This window comes from Pseudomonas sp. FP2294 (genome assembly GCF_030687625.1).
In the GTDB taxonomy this organism is placed as follows: domain Bacteria; phylum Pseudomonadota; class Gammaproteobacteria; order Pseudomonadales; family Pseudomonadaceae; genus Aquipseudomonas; species Aquipseudomonas shahriarae.
This window is the reverse complement of the sequence record NZ_CP117441.1, coordinates 5,737,222-5,753,031: the sequence shown is the minus strand read 5'-3', so window position 1 is coordinate 5,753,031 and position 15,810 is coordinate 5,737,222. Positions and strand designations below refer to the sequence as shown.

11 protein-coding genes are annotated in these 15,810 nt (G+C 65.0%); 10 read left to right on the top strand and 1 reads right to left on the bottom strand.

Features of this window, described 5'->3' with window-relative positions; translation table 11 throughout:
• Positions 1-3 precede the first annotated feature (3 nt).
• The 10 genes from PSH73_RS26085 (at position 4) to PSH73_RS26040 (ending at position 14,253) form a co-directional block, all read left to right on the top strand.
• Complete coding sequence (locus PSH73_RS26085) at positions 4-1,293, top strand: DotU family type VI secretion system protein (protein ID WP_032856783.1); 1,290 nt, start codon at positions 4-6, stop codon at positions 1,291-1,293.
• On the top strand, positions 1,290-4,790 hold the full coding sequence (gene tssM / locus PSH73_RS26080) for a type VI secretion system membrane subunit TssM (protein WP_305461618.1): 3,501 nt from the start codon (positions 1,290-1,292) through the stop codon (positions 4,788-4,790). Before PSH73_RS26085 ends, tssM begins: the two co-directional genes overlap by 4 nt.
• Positions 4,787-5,440 (top strand): type VI secretion system-associated protein TagF, encoded by a 654-nt coding sequence (gene tagF / locus PSH73_RS26075; protein ID WP_057961017.1) that lies wholly within the window; start codon positions 4,787-4,789, stop codon positions 5,438-5,440. The genes tssM and tagF overlap by 4 nt, the downstream gene beginning before the upstream one ends.
• Complete coding sequence (locus PSH73_RS26070) at positions 5,441-6,160, top strand: PP2C family serine/threonine-protein phosphatase (RefSeq protein ID WP_057440523.1); 720 nt, start codon at positions 5,441-5,443, stop codon at positions 6,158-6,160.
• A complete protein-coding gene (locus tag PSH73_RS26065; protein ID WP_057961016.1) occupies positions 6,157-9,144 on the top strand; it encodes a serine/threonine-protein kinase in 2,988 nt (995 codons plus the stop codon). The genes PSH73_RS26070 and PSH73_RS26065 overlap by 4 nt, the downstream gene beginning before the upstream one ends.
• Positions 9,144-9,848 (top strand): ABC transporter ATP-binding protein, encoded by a 705-nt coding sequence (locus PSH73_RS26060; protein WP_057961015.1) that lies wholly within the window; start codon positions 9,144-9,146, stop codon positions 9,846-9,848. Before PSH73_RS26065 ends, PSH73_RS26060 begins: the two co-directional genes overlap by 1 nt.
• On the top strand, positions 9,848-11,032 hold the full coding sequence (locus PSH73_RS26055; protein WP_305461617.1) for an ABC transporter permease: 1,185 nt from the start codon (positions 9,848-9,850) through the stop codon (positions 11,030-11,032). Before PSH73_RS26060 ends, PSH73_RS26055 begins: the two co-directional genes overlap by 1 nt.
• Entirely contained in the window at positions 11,025-12,737 is a 1,713-nt protein-coding gene (locus PSH73_RS26050) for an SUMF1/EgtB/PvdO family nonheme iron enzyme (protein ID WP_128593298.1), read from the top strand. The genes PSH73_RS26055 and PSH73_RS26050 overlap by 8 nt, the downstream gene beginning before the upstream one ends.
• Before the next feature lie 83 nt (positions 12,738-12,820).
• Positions 12,821-13,750, top strand: a complete 930-nt coding sequence (gene tagQ / locus PSH73_RS26045) for a type VI secretion system-associated lipoprotein TagQ (protein ID WP_169960060.1) — start codon at positions 12,821-12,823, stop codon at positions 13,748-13,750.
• A 125-nt stretch (positions 13,751-13,875) separates the two neighbouring features.
• Complete coding sequence (locus PSH73_RS26040; RefSeq protein WP_305461616.1) at positions 13,876-14,253, top strand: helicase; 378 nt, start codon at positions 13,876-13,878, stop codon at positions 14,251-14,253.
• A gap of 122 nt (positions 14,254-14,375) precedes the next feature.
• On the opposite strand, the gene PSH73_RS26035 is transcribed toward PSH73_RS26040, so the two are convergent.
• Positions 14,376-15,776, bottom strand: a complete 1,401-nt coding sequence (locus tag PSH73_RS26035) for an aminoacyl-tRNA deacylase and HDOD domain-containing protein (RefSeq protein WP_057440518.1) — start codon at positions 15,774-15,776, stop codon at positions 14,376-14,378.
• Positions 15,777-15,810 lie beyond the last annotated feature (34 nt).

Below are 15,810 nucleotides of genomic sequence, written 5' to 3'. Positions count from 1 at the left end.
GCGATGCATCCCAATGATGACGACCGCACCCAGTTCATGCCGCGTCCGGGTGGCCGAGCGCCGGAGCCTGCCCGCGCAGAACCAGCGCCTTTGTCGATGCCGGCGGCGCCGATCCTCACCGGCAAAAGCCAGGGCCTCAACCCGCTGGAAAGCGCCGCCGGCCCCTTGCTGGCACTGCTGACGCGCCTGCGCAATACCATCGCTCATCCCGCACCCTCAAGCCTGCGCGCGCAGTTGCTGGCCTACCTGCGCCAGTTCGAAGAACGCGCCGAGGCGGCCGGTGTGGCCCGCAACGAAGTGCTGTTGGCTCGCTACGCGCTGTGCACCGCCCTCGATGAAGCGGTGCTGAGCACGCCCTGGGGCAGCGCCAGTGACTGGGGCAAGCAGAGCCTGCTGATCACCGTGCACAACGAAGCCTGGGGCGGCGAAAAGGTCTTCCAACTGCTGGACCACTGCCTGCAAAGCCCGCGCGAACGCCTGTATCTGCTGGAGCTGTTGTACCTGTGCATGTGCCTGGGTTTCGAAGGCCGCTACCGGGTAATGAACGACGGCCGCAGCCAGCTCGAAGCCCTGCGCGAACGCACGGCGGCGGCGATTCGCAGTGCCCGTGGCGAGCATGAGCGCGAGCTGTCGCCCCATTGGCGCGGCGTGACCGTGGCCCGCGATCGACTGGCGCAATTCATGCCGCCGTGGATCGCCGTGGCCATCGGCCTGGCTTTGCTGCTGGCGCTACTGTTTGGCTTGCGCCTGAAACTGGCGTCGGATGCAGAGCCGGTGTTCAAGAACATCCATGCATTGGGGGAAATCCCGGTGCAGGCCATCGACCGCCCGGTGGCGCAGCCGAAAATCATCGAGCGCCCACGCCTGGCGGGCTTTCTGGTGGAGGACATCAAGGCGGGCCGGGTCGCGGTGGAAGATGCCGTCGACCGCTCCGTGGTGACGATCCGTGGCGATGAACTGTTCGCCTCGGCCAGCTCCAGCATTGTCGATGACTACCAACCCCTGATGCTGCGCATCGCCGATGCCATCCGCAAGGTCAAGGGCCAGGTGCGGGTGACCGGGCACAGCGACAATCGGCCGATTGCCACCCTGCGCTTCCCGTCCAACTGGGCCTTGTCCGAGGCGCGGGCCAAGTCGGTGCTGGAAATCCTCGCGGCCAAGACCGGCCAGGGCGAGCGCTTCAGCGCCGAGGGTCGCAGCGACACCGAGCCGGTGGCGACCAACGCCACAGCCGAAGGCCGTGCCCGCAATCGTCGGGTTGAAATCACCGTATTGGCGGAGGGCGTCGAGTGAAGGCGTTTTTCAGTTTCATGATTCGCTGGGTGATCCCCGTGCTGGGCCTGATTGCCCTGGGCCTGATCATCTGGTTTGTCGGGCCGTTGCTCGACGTGCTGGTGCCGGAAGGCCGGCGCTGGGCCTTGATCATCCTGGTCTTCGCGGTGTGGATTGCCTACCGCGTGTTTCGCATCATCCAGGCGCGCCGTCAGGCCGCCGAAGTGATGCGCAGCCTGGCCGCCGAAACCCCGGCCGACCCCAACAGTGTCGCCACTGCCGAAGAGTTGGCCACCCTGCGCCAACGCATGGACGAAGCCCTCGCGCTGTTGAAAAAGGCCAAGTTGGGCGGTGACGAACGGCGCAACCTCTATGAGTTGCCGTGGTACGTGATCATCGGCCCGCCGGGCTCAGGCAAGACCACCGCGCTGGTCAACTCCGGGTTGCACTTCCCCCTGGCTGCCCAGTTGGGTGCCGGTGCGGTGCGCGGCGTGGGCGGTACACGTAACTGCGATTGGTGGTTTACCGATCAAGCGGTGCTGCTGGACACCGCCGGGCGCTACACCACCCAGGACAGCAACTCCACGGTGGATAAAGCCGCCTGGCTGGGCTTCCTCGACCTGCTGAAAAAGCAGCGCGCCCGCCGCCCGATTGATGGCGCTTTTATCGCCATCAGCCTGTCGGACCTGCTGCTGGGCACTGACGCCGAGCGTGCCGCCCACGCTGCCGCAATCCGCCTGCGCATCCAGGAGTTGTACACCCAGTTGGGCGTGCGTTTCCCGATTTACCTGATGCTCACCAAGCTCGATCTGGTGCCGGGTTTCATGGAGTTTTTCGACAACCTGAGCAAGGAAGATCGCGCCCAGGTGTGGGGCATGACCTTTGCCCTGGACGACGGCAAGCACAGCGACAGCCCCCTGGCCCATCTGCAAAGCGAATTCGCCGGCCTGGAGCAGCGCCTCAACGAGCGCCTGGTGGAACGCCTGCAACAGGAGCGCGACCCGGCGCGGCGCGACCTGATCTATGGCTTCCCGCAGCAATTCGGTGCGCTGAAGGATTGCCTGCAAAGCTTCCTCGAGGGCGTGTTCAAGCCCAATGCCTTTGAAGAGCGCGTGCTGCTGCGCGGCGTCTATTTCACCAGCGGCACCCAGGAAGGCAGCCCGATTGACCGACTGATCGGCGCCATGGCCCAGAGCATGAACCTCGACCGTCAGCACCTGGCGCGCCAGAGCGGTACTGGGCGCAGCTACTTCATCGAGAAACTGTTCAGCGCCGTGGCCTTTGCCGAGCGTGGCCTGGTGGGGGTCAACCCGAAGGTCGAGCGCCGCCGCAAATGGGTCGCCCGTGGCGTGCTCGCCGCGACGGTTGCGCTGGTGCTGGTGGTCAGCAGCCTGTGGTGGCTGAGTTATCGCGCCAACCAGGCGTATATCGCCCAGGTTGACCACAAGGTCGCGCCACTGGGCCAGGCCGTGCAGAGCCTGAGCCCGGCACAGCGTGATGTGCTGGCGGTGTTGCCGCTGCTCAACGCGGTTAAGAACCTGGCGGGCGATTCGCCAAGCTGGTCCGAGGGCCTGGGCCTGTATCAGGGCGACATGCTCGAAGCCGAATCTGCCAGTGTCTACCGCAAGCTGCTGATCGCGGTGTTCGCCCCGCGCCTGGTGACGCGCATCGAAGAGCAACTGCACGGTGGTGGCAGTTCCGATTTCCTCTACGAAGGCTTGAAGGCCTACCTGATGCTGGCGGACAGCGAGCATTACGACCCGGACTTTATCAAGGCCTGGATCGCCCTGGACTGGGACCGCAACCTGCCGCGCGACCTGCCCGCCGATCAGCGCCAGGCCCTCAGCGCTCACCTGCAGGCGCTGTTCGACCGCCATCCGCCGAATGCGCGCCTCGACCCACGGCTGATCGACGACTTGCGCCGGCAACTGCAACAACTGCCGGTGGCCCAGCGTGTGTACGACCGCGTCAAGCGCCAGAAACTGCCCGACGGCGTGACCGACTTCCGCATCAACGAAGCCGCTGGGCGGGATGCTGCGCTGGTGTTCAGCCGCAAAAGTGGCAAGCCGCTGGGCGAGCCGTTGAGTGGCTTGTTTACCGCCAAGGGCTATCGCCAGGGCTTTTTGCTGACCAGCCTGAATCAGGCCGGGACCCTGGCCGAAGAGCAATGGGTGTTGGGCCAGGCGCCGGCAGATCAACAGAATGTGGCGAGCCTTGCCGCCGACGTGCGACGCCTGTACTTCCAGGATTATCAGCGCCAATGGGACGCCTTGCTGGCGGATATCGACTTTGTGCCCATCACCAGCGTGGCCCAGGCGGCGGACGTGTTGCGGGTGATCTCCGGCCCGACCTCGCCGCTGAAAAAGCTGCTGGTGGCGGTGGCCAAGGAAACCGACCTGCAAGCTGAAGAGCGCCAATTGGCGGCCAAGGGCGTGCCGGTGGAAGGTGGCGTCGACAAGCTCAAGGAGCGCCTCGGCAGCCTGCTCGGCGAGGCCCAACCGACGGCCAGTGCACCGGCCCTCACGGAAGACCCGGTGACCGCGCACTTTGCCGAACTCAACAGCATCGTCGCCAAGAACGAAGGCGAGCCGGCGGCCATCGACGGCCTGCTGGCGGATATGAATGCGCTGTATGTGCAGGTCAGCGCCATGGTCGGAGCCAGTGGCGATGCCTTGCTCGGCGAAGCCAAGAACCAGGCCGCAGCGGCCGCCACCCGGGTCAGCCTGAATGCCGAACGCCAGCCGCCGCTGGTACAGGGCATGGTCAAGTCGGTGGTCAACTCCACCACCAACAGCATGATGGGCGGGGTGCGCAATCAACTGAACGCGGCCTGGGTCAGTGAAGTGGTGAATGTGTATCGCCAGTCCCTGGCCGGGCGCTACCCAATGTCCCCCGGCAGTGCTCGGGACGCCACCCTGGACGACTTCGGCCAGTTCTTCGGGGTGGGCGGGGTGATGGACAACTACTTCCGCAAATACCTGCAACCCTACGTCGATACCTCCGCGCAGACCTGGCGCTGGCAGCCGGGGGCGGCGCAGAAGCTCGGCATCGCGCCGGGCGTGCTGCAAACCTTCCAGCGCGCGGCGACTATTCGGGATGCGTTCTTTCGCACGGGGGGCACGCAGCCTATCGTGCGTTTCGAGCTCAAGCCGGTGGCGATGGACGCGACCATCACCCAGTTCCTGCTTGACCTGGACGGCCAGCAACTGAGCTACGACCACGGCCCGAGCCGGCCGGTGGCGATGCAATGGCCGAATCCCGGCAGCAGTGGCGGGGTGCGTATCTCGATCATGCCGCCATCGGCCAGCGGTCGCTCCGGCGTCACCCTGGATGGCCCATGGGCGTGGTTCCGCCTGTTAGAGCAATCGGAGCTTTCTGCCGGCAATTCGCCGGACCGCTTCAACCTGCGTCTGCGGGTCGACGGCGCGAGCATCGCCTATGAATTGCGTGCCAACAGCGCCTTCAATCCGTTCAAGAGCCGGGTGCTCAGTGGCTTCAGCCTGCCGGAGCGGTTATGACCACCCTGGGGTTCTACGGCAAGTTGGCCAGTCGCGGGGACTTTGTCAGCCGTGCCTTGCCCCAGAGCTTTATCGGCCCCTGGGACAGTTGGCTGGCTGCCGGTTTGCTCGCCAGCCAGCACAGCCTGGGCGACAACTGGCTCAACGCGTACCTGGTCAGCCCGCTGTGGCGTTTCGTGCTGGCGCCGGGGGTGTGCGGGCCGGATGCGGCGGCGGGTGTCGTGATGCCGAGCATTGATCGGGTCGGGCGGTATTTCCCGCTGGCGGTGGTCGCCTTGTTGGATCACGACACCAATCCGGCGTCCCTGGTGGGTGGCCCGGATGCCTGGTTCGAACAGATCGAGGAGCTGCTGCTCAGCACCTTGCAGCCCGGCGCCACGTTCGAAGGGTTTAACCACGGCGTTGACCGCCTGGGCTTGCCGGCCAGTGAACCGCGTGCCCTGGACAGTCGCTTCGCCAGCCTGCAACGGGTCGCCGCCACCGTGCCCCATGGGCGCATGACCGCCCTTGCCGAACAGGCCTGCGAAGGCGCCAGCCTGTGGTGGGGGCGTGGTTCGCAACGTATTTCCCCCGGTTTATTACGGTGCCAGGGTTTGCCTGCTGCCGGCGATTTTGCGCAATTTCTGCTCGGACAAGAAGGTGTGGTGTAGATGGGGTCGACGTACAAATCCGCGAGCAAAAGCCATGTGGGCATGGTGCGCCAGGTCAATGAAGACGCGTGCCTGGACCTCCCGGAAAACCGCCTGTGGGTGGTGGCCGACGGCATGGGCGGGCACGCGGCCGGCGACTATGTCAGCAGCCTGATCGTCGACAGCCTGCGCGGCCTGCCCGTGGGGCGGTCCCTGGACGAATATACGGCGGCGCTGCGCACCGAGCTGACCCGGGTCAACGCGGCCGTACGTGAAGAAACCGCCAACCGTGGCGTGACCATGATGGGCAGCACCGTGGTGGTGTTGGCCGCACGCGGCCTGCGCGGTGTGTGCCTGTGGGCCGGCGACAGCCGCTTGTATCGCCTGCGCGATGGCGAGTTGGAACGCATCTCCCGCGACCACAGCTACGTGCAGGACCTGCAGGACAGCGGCCTGCTCAGCGAAGCCGATGCGCGGGTGCATCCGCGGGCCAATATCGTCACCCGCGCCATTGGTGTGGAGGCGCAATTGGAGCTGTCGGTGGTCGACCTGTTGATCGCCCCCGGTGACAGCTACCTGCTGTGCAGCGATGGCCTGAACAAGACCGTCGAAGACCACGAAATCCGTGACGTGCTGAGCCATGCCGAGCCTGACGAAATCGCCCGCAGCCTGGTGCACCTGGGCCTCAATCGCGGTGCGCCCGACAACATCACCACCCTCGTCGTGAAGGTGTCGCCATGACCCTGATCATCCCCGGCTACGACATCGACGGCGAAATCGGCGAAGGCGCCATGGCCAGCGTGTACCTGGCGACCCAGCGGTCGCTGGAGCGCAAGGTGGCGTTGAAAGTCATGGCCGCCGCGCTGGCTGCCGACCCGAGTTTCTGCGAGCGTTTCCTGCGCGAGGGCAAGACCCTGGCGCGGCTGTCGCACCCGCACACCGTGACCATTCACGACATCGGCAATGTCGGCGAGCTGTATTACATGGCCATGGAATACCTGCCCAATGGCACGCTCAAGGAGCGCATCGCCGCCGGCCTGACGCCGGAGCAGGGGCTGGTGTATATCCGCCAGATCGCCTCGGCCCTGGGTTACGCCCACGCCCAGGGTTTGGTGCACCGCGACGTCAAGCCGGCGAACATCCTGTTTCGTGCCGATGGCACGGCGGTGCTGTCGGACTTCGGGATCGCCAAGTCCCTGGATGACCGCACCCAGTTCACCCAGGCCGGGTTTGCCGTGGGCACCCCCAGCTACATGAGCCCGGAGCAGGCGCGGGGCCAGGAAATCGACGGCCGCGCCGACCTGTATGCCCTCGGGGTGGTGCTCTACGAAATCCTCGTCGGCAAGCTGCCTTACAACGGCACCGATGCACTCTCCACCGCCCTGGCGCACCTGACCGAGCCCTTGCCGGAACTGCCGCTGCACCATGGCCGTTATCAAGAAGTGCTGAAAAAACTCCTGGCCAAGGATCCGGCGCAGCGTTTCCCGGATGCCGCCGCGCTGCTGCTGGCTCTGGATCGGTTGCCCCTGGAGGCGCCGAAAGAAGCCTTGGAGGCGACCTTGATTCGCCCCGCCGTGATGTCGGCCGGTCAGGATCTGGCCGGGTTGACCCCGGTGTCCATCGAAATTCCCAATGCCGCGCCGCAACCGCAACCGGTGCGCCAGCCGGTGGTGAGCCCCACGCAGCATCGCGCGGAGTCCGCGCAGCGGCGTGGCCCGGTCCTGGCATTGGCCGCCGTGGCCGTGGCGGTCGCGCTGGCCATCGGTGGAGCCAGTTACTGGTGGCTGAGTGACGACGCCCCTGCGCCGCCGCCTGCTGCGGTCGTGCCCGCTACGGCGGCTGCGGTTAAACCGCTGGCCGCTGATAGCGACGGCGGCCAGCGCCCCTTGCTGATGGCCGGCAAGAAAACCCTGTTCCAGCGCGTCCTGAGCAAGCCCGGCGCCAAGCTCTCCAGCGAGGCGGGCGGCGCACCGGGTAAGGCCTTGCCCGCGTTCTCGGTGCTTTATGTGTACCAGCGCAAAGATGTCGACGGCAGCCCATGGCTGCGCATTGGCGCCGCCACCGACGGGCGCAGTGACGGTTGGTTGCCGGCCGCGCAAGTCAGCGACTGGAAGCAGAGCCTGGTGCTCAAGTTCACTGAGCGTTCGGGGCGGGCACCGGTGATGTTCCTGCGCCAGCCTGGCGAGGTGGAAAAACTCCTGGCTGACCCGGCCGCCGCGAAAAACCTGCTGCTCAAGGCGCAGAAAAACCCTGAGGACAATCAACAGGTCCTGGCCCTGGAGCCCACAGCCAGTGCCGTGCCGCAGAACCAGTTCTACCTGTTGCCGATCTTCGACGCCAAAGAGAGCTTCGATGAGAATGGCCAGCCGGTGCAGTTGCTCAATGTGGCGTCCATCGACCCCGGCACTGCGGCCGCCAAGCCGGCCACCCCGCTGATCAATGCGAATGCCGATGCATTCCGCACCGCCGTGGTACTGGTGGTGGATACCACGGTGTCGATGCAGCCGTATATCGACCAGGTGCGCGACGTGGTCCATGAACTGCAAACCCGCATTGCCGAGCGCGGCGAGTTGGACAGCGTCAGCTTTGGCATGGTCGGCTTTCGCAGCAGCGTGAAGAAAACCCCTGGCCTGGAGTACGTGGCCAAGACCCTGATCACCCTCGACCAGGGCCGCGACCCCCAGCGGTTTCTGGATATGGCGCGGCAGGTCAAAGCCTCCACCGTCTCCAGCCACTCGTTCAATGAAGATGCGTTTGCCGGGGTGATGCAGGCGGTGGAAGGCATGGATTGGTCCGGCTATGGCGGGCGCCTGATCCTGCTGGTGACCGATGCCGGGGCCCTGCGCAAGAACGACCCGTTTGCCGCGACCCAGATGAACGAAGCCGAAGTGCGCCAGGCGGCGCTGGGCAAGCAGATCAAGATCTATGCCCTGCACCTGCGCACCGACGCCGGCAAGAAAACCCATGGCGGCGCCGAATCCCAGTACCGCATCCTGACCGCCGACGCCAACCCACGGATCGGCGATCTGTACACGGCAGTGCCGGGCGGTGATGTGCGCAAGCTGGGCGAGCGGGTCGATGAGATCGGCACGGTGTTCGCCAACCTGGTGCATCAGGTACGCAGCAATACCCCGCAGCCGGTGCCGTTGCTCAGCAGCGCGCCGAGCCTGGCGGATAAATCCGCCGCCGTCGGCTATGCCATGCACATGGACTTCCTCGGCCACAAAGGCGCGAGCCAGGCGCCGCAACTGGTCAGCGCCTGGACTGCCGACCGCGACCTGACCAACCCGGCACTGCCGGCGTTCCAGGTCTGCGTGATGCTGACCAAACTGCAGCTCAACGATTTGCAGCAATCGCTGAAATTGATCGTCGATGCGGCACGCAAGACCCAGACTTCGCCCAGGGATTTCTTCCAGGAAATCGCCAGCGCCTCGGCCTACATGAGCCGCGACCCGCAGGCCCTGCGCAAGGGTGGCAACCTCGCCGACGGCGGCATTCTGGGTGAATACCTGGAAGGCCTGCCGTACCGCAGCAAGTCCCTGAACATGACCCAGGACCTGTGGCTGTCATTGAGCGTGGCCGAACAGGAAGACTTTATCGACGAGCTGGATTCGAAGATCCGCCTCTATGAAACCTTCCATAACGACGTGGCCAACTGGGTCCGTTTCGGTGACGCCGAACCGGGCGATGCGTTGTACCGCGTGCCACTGTCGACGCTGCCTTGATGCTGAACCTGAGCGCGGTGCACAAGAACCGGGGCCTCGGTAGCCAGCGCTATAGCCTGGTGATCCCGGCACTGCACCTGGGTGCAGGTGAACAGCTGGCGATTGTCGGGCCGAGCGGTTGCGGCAAAAGCACCTTGCTCGATCTGCTGGCGTTGGTCCTGGCACCTGATCAGGTGGGCCGTTTTGAATTCAACCAGTTGGATATCGGCGGGCTGTGGCGGGCCAATCAGCAATCCACGTTGGCCGGGTTGCGCAGCCGGCATCTTGGTTACGTGCTGCAGACCGGTGGCCTGCTGGGCTTTCTCGATGTGCGCAGCAATATCGCCCTGTCCCGGCAGCTGTTGGGCCTGAAGGACGATGGCAGCGTGGCGCGGCTGGCTGCGCAGTTGCAAATCAGCGACCAGTTGGCCAAGAAGCCTGGCGCGTTGTCGGTGGGTCAGCGCCAGCGCGTCAGTTGCGCCCGTGCCCTGGCCCATGCCCCGCAATTGGTACTGGCCGATGAGCCGACTGCGTCCCTGGATCCCCTCAATGCCGAGCGCGTGATGCAGGCGCTGCTGACCCAGGCCCGTGAGCACCGCGCCGCGTGCGTGATCGCCACCCATGACGAGCCCCTGGCCCGCGCCAGTGGCTTGCAGGTGCGGCGCATCAGTTGCCAGCGCGACAGCGACGGTGGCGTCACGGCGACTCTCGGGGAGGCGTGTTGATGCGTATCCCTCTGTTGGCTTCCCTCGCTTGGCAGGATTACCGCAACGATGGCTGGCTGTCGGCCTGTTCGGTGTTGGCGCTGGTGGCGGTGATCGCGCCGTTGCTGGTGTTGTTCGGCCTGAAATTCGGACTGGTCAGCAGCTTGACCGAGCGCTTGGAGAATGACCCGGCGACCCGCGAAATCATCCCGTTGGGCGGGGGGCGGTTCAGTCGCGCCTTTGTCGAGCAACTTGGTCAGCGCAGCGATGTGGCGTTTGCCATCCCGCGTACGCGGCAGATTGCGGCCACGGCCCAGGTGGGCACGTTGACCCTGGAGATGCTGCCCACCGCGCCGGGTGATCCATTGCTGGGCGGTTTGCCTATCCCGGCGGGCCTGGAGCAGATCGTGCTGAGCCACACCGCCGCCGAGAAGCTGGCGGCGCGGCCGGGAGATTGGCTGCAAACCCGCTTTGCGCGGCAAGTGGCAGGGCGCGTCGAGGCCCGGGATGCGCGGTTGCAGGTGGTGGCCGTGCTGCCCCTGGAAGCGTTTGCGCGGGACGGTTTGTTTGCCGGCTTGAGCCTGCTGGAAGCGGCGGAAGATTATCGCGATGGCCGTGCGGTGCCGGCGTTGGGCTGGGAGGGTGACGCGGTGGGCGTGAGCGAGCAGCGGGTGTACCCGGCGTTTCGTTTATATGCACGCAGCCTTACCGATGTTGAGCCGCTACGGCTGTATTTCGCCGCGCAGAACCTGTTGGTCTCGACCCAGGCGCTGAGCATCGCCCAGGTGCAGTCGCTGAGTCGCAACTTGGCGATCGTGTTCTGGATCATCGCCGGCCTGGCCTTGACGGGGGCATTTGCGGCGATTTTCGCCGGGGCGTTGGCCGCTGTCGTGCGCAAGCGCCGGGAGTTATCGGTGTTGCGCCTGTTGGGGGGTTCCACGGGCGCGCTGTTGTTGTTCGTGACGCTGCAGGCGCTCTACAGCGCGGGGTTGGCCGCTGTGCTCAGCGCCGGGCTGTATGGCCTGGCCGAGGCGGGTTTGAATCAATTATTCGTGCAGGTGCCGGGCGAATACGCCAGCCACCTGTTGGCGCGGCATTACGCCCTGGCCCTGGTCGCGGTGCTCGGCGTCAGCGCCGTGGCGGCCGTGTGTGGGGGGTGGCGGGTCGCGCGTATCCAGGCTTCTGAGGGCATCAGAGATGTATAAGTTATTGGGCGCCGCCATGGCGCTGAGCCTGGCCACTGTGGCCTGGGCCGACGAGGCAAGCGATAAGCTCGACAACCCCAAGCCGTTGGCCGATGACGTCAGCCTGCCGCTGCCGTGTGAGGGCAACATGGTGTTCCGCTACGCCTATGTCCTGGCCCAGGGCACCCTGGACGACCGAGAGGTCAGCCTCGGCTACCCGTTCAGCGAAGGCGAGGCGGGCTACAAGCAGTCGTTTATCTCGGGTTATCGCCGCGACTTTATCAACGGTCAATTCACCCTCAAGGATTTGCCCAAGGGCTGGAACAAGGTCATCGCGCCACTGATGCCCAAGACCGACGCCAAGACCCCGCTCAAGCCGATGCTCTACTTTATCGGCAAGTACGAAGTCACCGCGCGCCAGTACGCGCAGGTCATGTCCCAGGCCCAGTCCCTGGCCAGTGGTGAGCCGGCGCCAGCGTGCGAGGTGCCTGAGGGCATGGCCGGGCGCTTGCCCAAGGTCAAGCTGTCGCGCTTTGAAGCCGAGCGTTTCTCGGCGGTCTACAGCGCCTGGCTGATGAAATATCACCGCGACTTGCTGCCGGTCAGTGGCCGCGGTGCTTCGGCGCAAGATGGCGGCCTGGGGTTTGTGCGGCTGCCCACCGAGGTGGAATGGGAGTTCGCCGCGCGCGGCGGCCAGGCAGTGAGCCGCCAGGATCTGGAAGGCCGCTTGTTCCCCCGGCGTATCGAGGGCAGCGACAGCGACGGCCCGCTGGGCGATTGGGCGGTGTTCAACCAGGTCGCCGGCGGCACCGGCCAGGCGGCGCGGCTGATGCCTATCGGTACCAAGTTACCGAACCCCATCGGCATGTTCGATGTGATCGGCAACGCCGCGGAGATGGTCCAGGAGTCGTTCCAGCTGGTTCACGCCGGGCGCCGCCAGGGCACCTACGGCGGCTTTATCGTCAAGGGCGGCAACTACCTTGAAGGCGAGGGCACGCTGTTCAGCGGCATGCGCCGCGAATACCCGCTGTTCGGCGCCGATGGCACGGAGCAAAGCAACGAGACCACGGGCTTCAGGGTGGCGATTGGCGCGCTGTCGGCACCGCGCTCACGCTACAACGAACTGTTCGCGCAGTGGCAGAAAGAGGGGCGCCTGGCCGCGCTGACCGACGCTATCGACGACGCCCAGGACCCGACCAAGCGCCTGGACAGCATCATCGCCGCCAGCGTCGACCCACGGCTGCAGGCCGAGCTGGGGCTGGTCAACGAAGAGCTCAAGCGCAACGTGTCGCTGATCGCCCAGCAGCGCGAGGAGGCGGCTGGCAACCTGATCCAGTCTGCCGCCCTGGTGGCCGAGACCATCAATAACTACAACATCCGCCTGATCAATCTGCAGAAGAGTCGCCAGCAGTCCCTGGACGCCAAGGACGAGGCCAGCGCGCAGTTGTTCGCCACGGCCATCGCCAATGGCCGCAGCGCGCTCGACGGCGCAGTGGCGATTTATATCGACAACCTGGCCACCGGCACGCGCTACACCGATGCGGTGATCCAGGCGCAGTTTCAACGGATCCAGCAAGAGTTGGAGCGCAAGCCGGTACTGGGCAAGAGCCTGGTGACACGCGCGACGTTATTCGTTCGCCATGTCGGCAACTATCGCAAACAACAGCGAGCCGACCCGGCAACGATTTTGAAGGAATTGCTCGCAGCGAGCGGTCAGCGGTCTTGACCGTTGGTTGTATAGCGAGCTTGGAAGGGACTCAGGCGGCATGGGCCGTGCTGGGCAAGACAAACTTAAAAGAGAACACACCTATGCTTTTTTCCCGTAAGGCGGTTTCCAAGCGTTACTTGCTGCTGATCGCGGCTGGCTTCAGCACCGTGCTGACCGGTTGCGCCACGTCGCCGGCCTCCAAGGTCGCGTCGAGCACCAAGGTCGAGTACTACCCCAACTGCTACGAGCCGGTGCAGCACCTGCGCGCTACTGATTCGGACATGACCAAGTCGGTCGTCACCGGCGCCGCCCTCGGCGCGGCCGGTGGTGCGCTGTTGGGTGCCCTGACCGGCGATTCGGACAAGCGTGGCCGCAATGCCGCCATTGGCGCGGCGGGCGGAGCCCTGGCGGGCGGCGCGGCGGGTTACTACACCGAGCGCCAGAAGCAGATCAGCGATGACAACCAGCGCATCGCGTCCTACGCCACCGACTTCAACAAAAGCGCCTCCGATATCGACCGCAGCACCGCGTACGCCAAGGCGTCCCAGCAGTGCTACCAGAGCGCGTTCACCAAGCTGGTGGCTGACCGCAAGGCCAAGACCGTCAATGACACCGAAGGCCGCAAGCGCCTGGCAGAAATCGTCGCCGGCCTGAAGGAATCCAACGACCTGATCGTCGCGGTCAACGGCAAGGCCAGCGAAGACCTGAACAACTACACCCAGGCCTACGAGAAAGACCTGCAACAGGTGGGTGTGCAGCGCAATGACGTGGTGACCGTGGCCACGGCCGATACCGCCCCGGCGGCGGTGCCGGCGAAAAAAGGCAAGTCGACTGGCAAGGTCGTGACCAAGCGTCCGCCACTGCCCAAGGTGCCGACCGAAGCGGTGAGCACCGAGCGAAGCATCCAGACCGCCAAGGTCAAGCAGACTGAAAGCAAGCAAGTGGCCAGCGCCGGTAAAGCACAGATCGAAGGCACCTGCCGCGATCCGAACCTGGCCGACTGGGCACCGGTGCCTTGCCCTAACGTCTAAGCCAAGTTGTTGCTATAAGCGGTAAACGCCAGCCGATCTCCTGCTAACGCGGGAGATCGGTAGCGTTCCGCGCACAAATCGTTAAACTGCTGCGGCCACCCAATAATTACACTGAGGCCGTGTGCATGAAATTTCGTTTTCTTCTGTGGGTGCTGGGCCTGATGATGGCCAAAGCCAGCCGCAACAACCCTGCGTTCCAGCAGCAGTTGGGTGACAAGGATCTGGCATTCCAGCTGCAGACCCTTGACGGCAAGGTTGCCCGTCACTTCATCGTCAAAGACCAGCGCATCACCAGCCGCTCGGGTGTCTACCCGGAGCCGGCATTTGCTATCGCTTTTAAAGACGCCGCCTACGGCTTCGCCACGATGCAGGCGAAGAACAAGCAACTGGCGTTCATGACGGGGATTCAGGACAAGTCGATCCAGATCAAGGGCAACCCGGCCCTGGTGATGTGGTTCCAGGGCTTGACCAAGTATCTGAAGCCGAAGAAAAAGAAGGCCTGAGAGACCGGGTTGGATTCATCGCAGGCAAGCCAGCTCCCACCGGTTGAGTGCATTCCAACGTTGGAACCCGGTCAACTGTGGGAGCTGGCTTGCCTGCGATAGCGGTACAGCAGGCGCCGGCTTCAGCCCTGGCTGAACTGCGACGCCAGTTCGCGCAACAACACCTCGGCATCCAACACCTTGCTCACCACCTCCTCGGCCTTGTCGCGGCTCAGGCCCAGGCGCTCCAGCAGTTCGTCCGGAATCTCGGCCTCAGGCCCGGAGCCAATCCCACGCCCGCGCAGCAAGCGCACGGCCAGGCATACCAGGTTCGGGTATTCGGCGTATTGGCCGTCGTAGCTCGGGTCATGCTGGAAGCGCAGGGCCGTGGACAGCTCTTGCGGCATATCCCAGTAACGCATCAGCCAGGCGCCGATCTGCTCGCGGCTGATGCCCAGCAAGTGCTGCTCGACATAGCTGTGGCACAGGTGCGGGTTGACCTCCAGGTGCCGGCAGATCAGCGAGAAGTGCGGCGGGAAGACGTGGGCCAGCAACAGGTAGCCAAAGTTGTGCAGCAGGCCCGCCAGGTAGGTCAGGCCGGCTTCCGGGCGCTGGGCGCGGGGCATGGCGCGGGTCAGGCCCTCGATCACTGCGGCGGTATAGATCGACTGGTGCCAGTAGGGCGTGGCCTGTTGCGGATGGTCCTTGGGCAGGCTCAAGGTCTTGCCCAGCGCCAGGCCCAGGGCCAGGTTGATCACCAGGTCGAAGCCCAGCACACGCACAATTGCGTCTTCTACCGAACGGATCTTGCCCGGTGAGGCGTAGTACGGCGAGGCCGCCCAGCTCACTACTTGCGCGGCCAGGGCCGGGTCGGTCTCGACCACGCCGGTGATGTCGTCGATGGTTGCGTTGGGATCGACCCGCAGCTTGATGATCTTCTGCGCGGTATCGGCCAACGGTGGAATTTCAATGGTGGCTTCCAGGCGTTGCTGGATGCGGCGCGCGGTAAACGCCTGCATCGCCTGGGTAATTTCGTCGCGGTCGTCGTTGGGACGGTCGAAGTTGGGCAGGATGCGGCTCAGGGGTTCGCCGAAGTTGGCGGCACTGGCTTTGTTCAGCAGGCGCTTGAAGTCGTCGCTGGCGATTTCCAGCAGCACGGTGGCTTCGCCCGAGTGCACCAGCAGGGTCGGCTCGCGCAGGAGGCTTTCTTCGTACAGGCAAGGCGAGCTGGTCAGCGGCGGCAGGCCGGGCAGTAAGCTCAGGCTGTGTTTGCCGAGCATGCGATCCAGGCGCTCCGGCGCGACAGCGGTCAGGTTGCGGCCGGTCAGTTCGGTGAGGCGATTGAGATCCAGCAACTGGCTCTGGGGAAACAGCACCATCAGGGCGCCCACCGCGTCATCGAGCAGTACCGCTTGAACCTTTCGGGCCGGGTTCAGGCCGGGGTGGTCGGTGACTTCCGTGTAGTTGACGGCGAGTTTTGCGAGCAAGTCCCGAATGACCGGGGGTGCGGTCGGCGGGGCTGTGGCGTGGGCAACTTCTGACATGGCCGGATCCAATTTCCTACATTTGCTTGGAGTA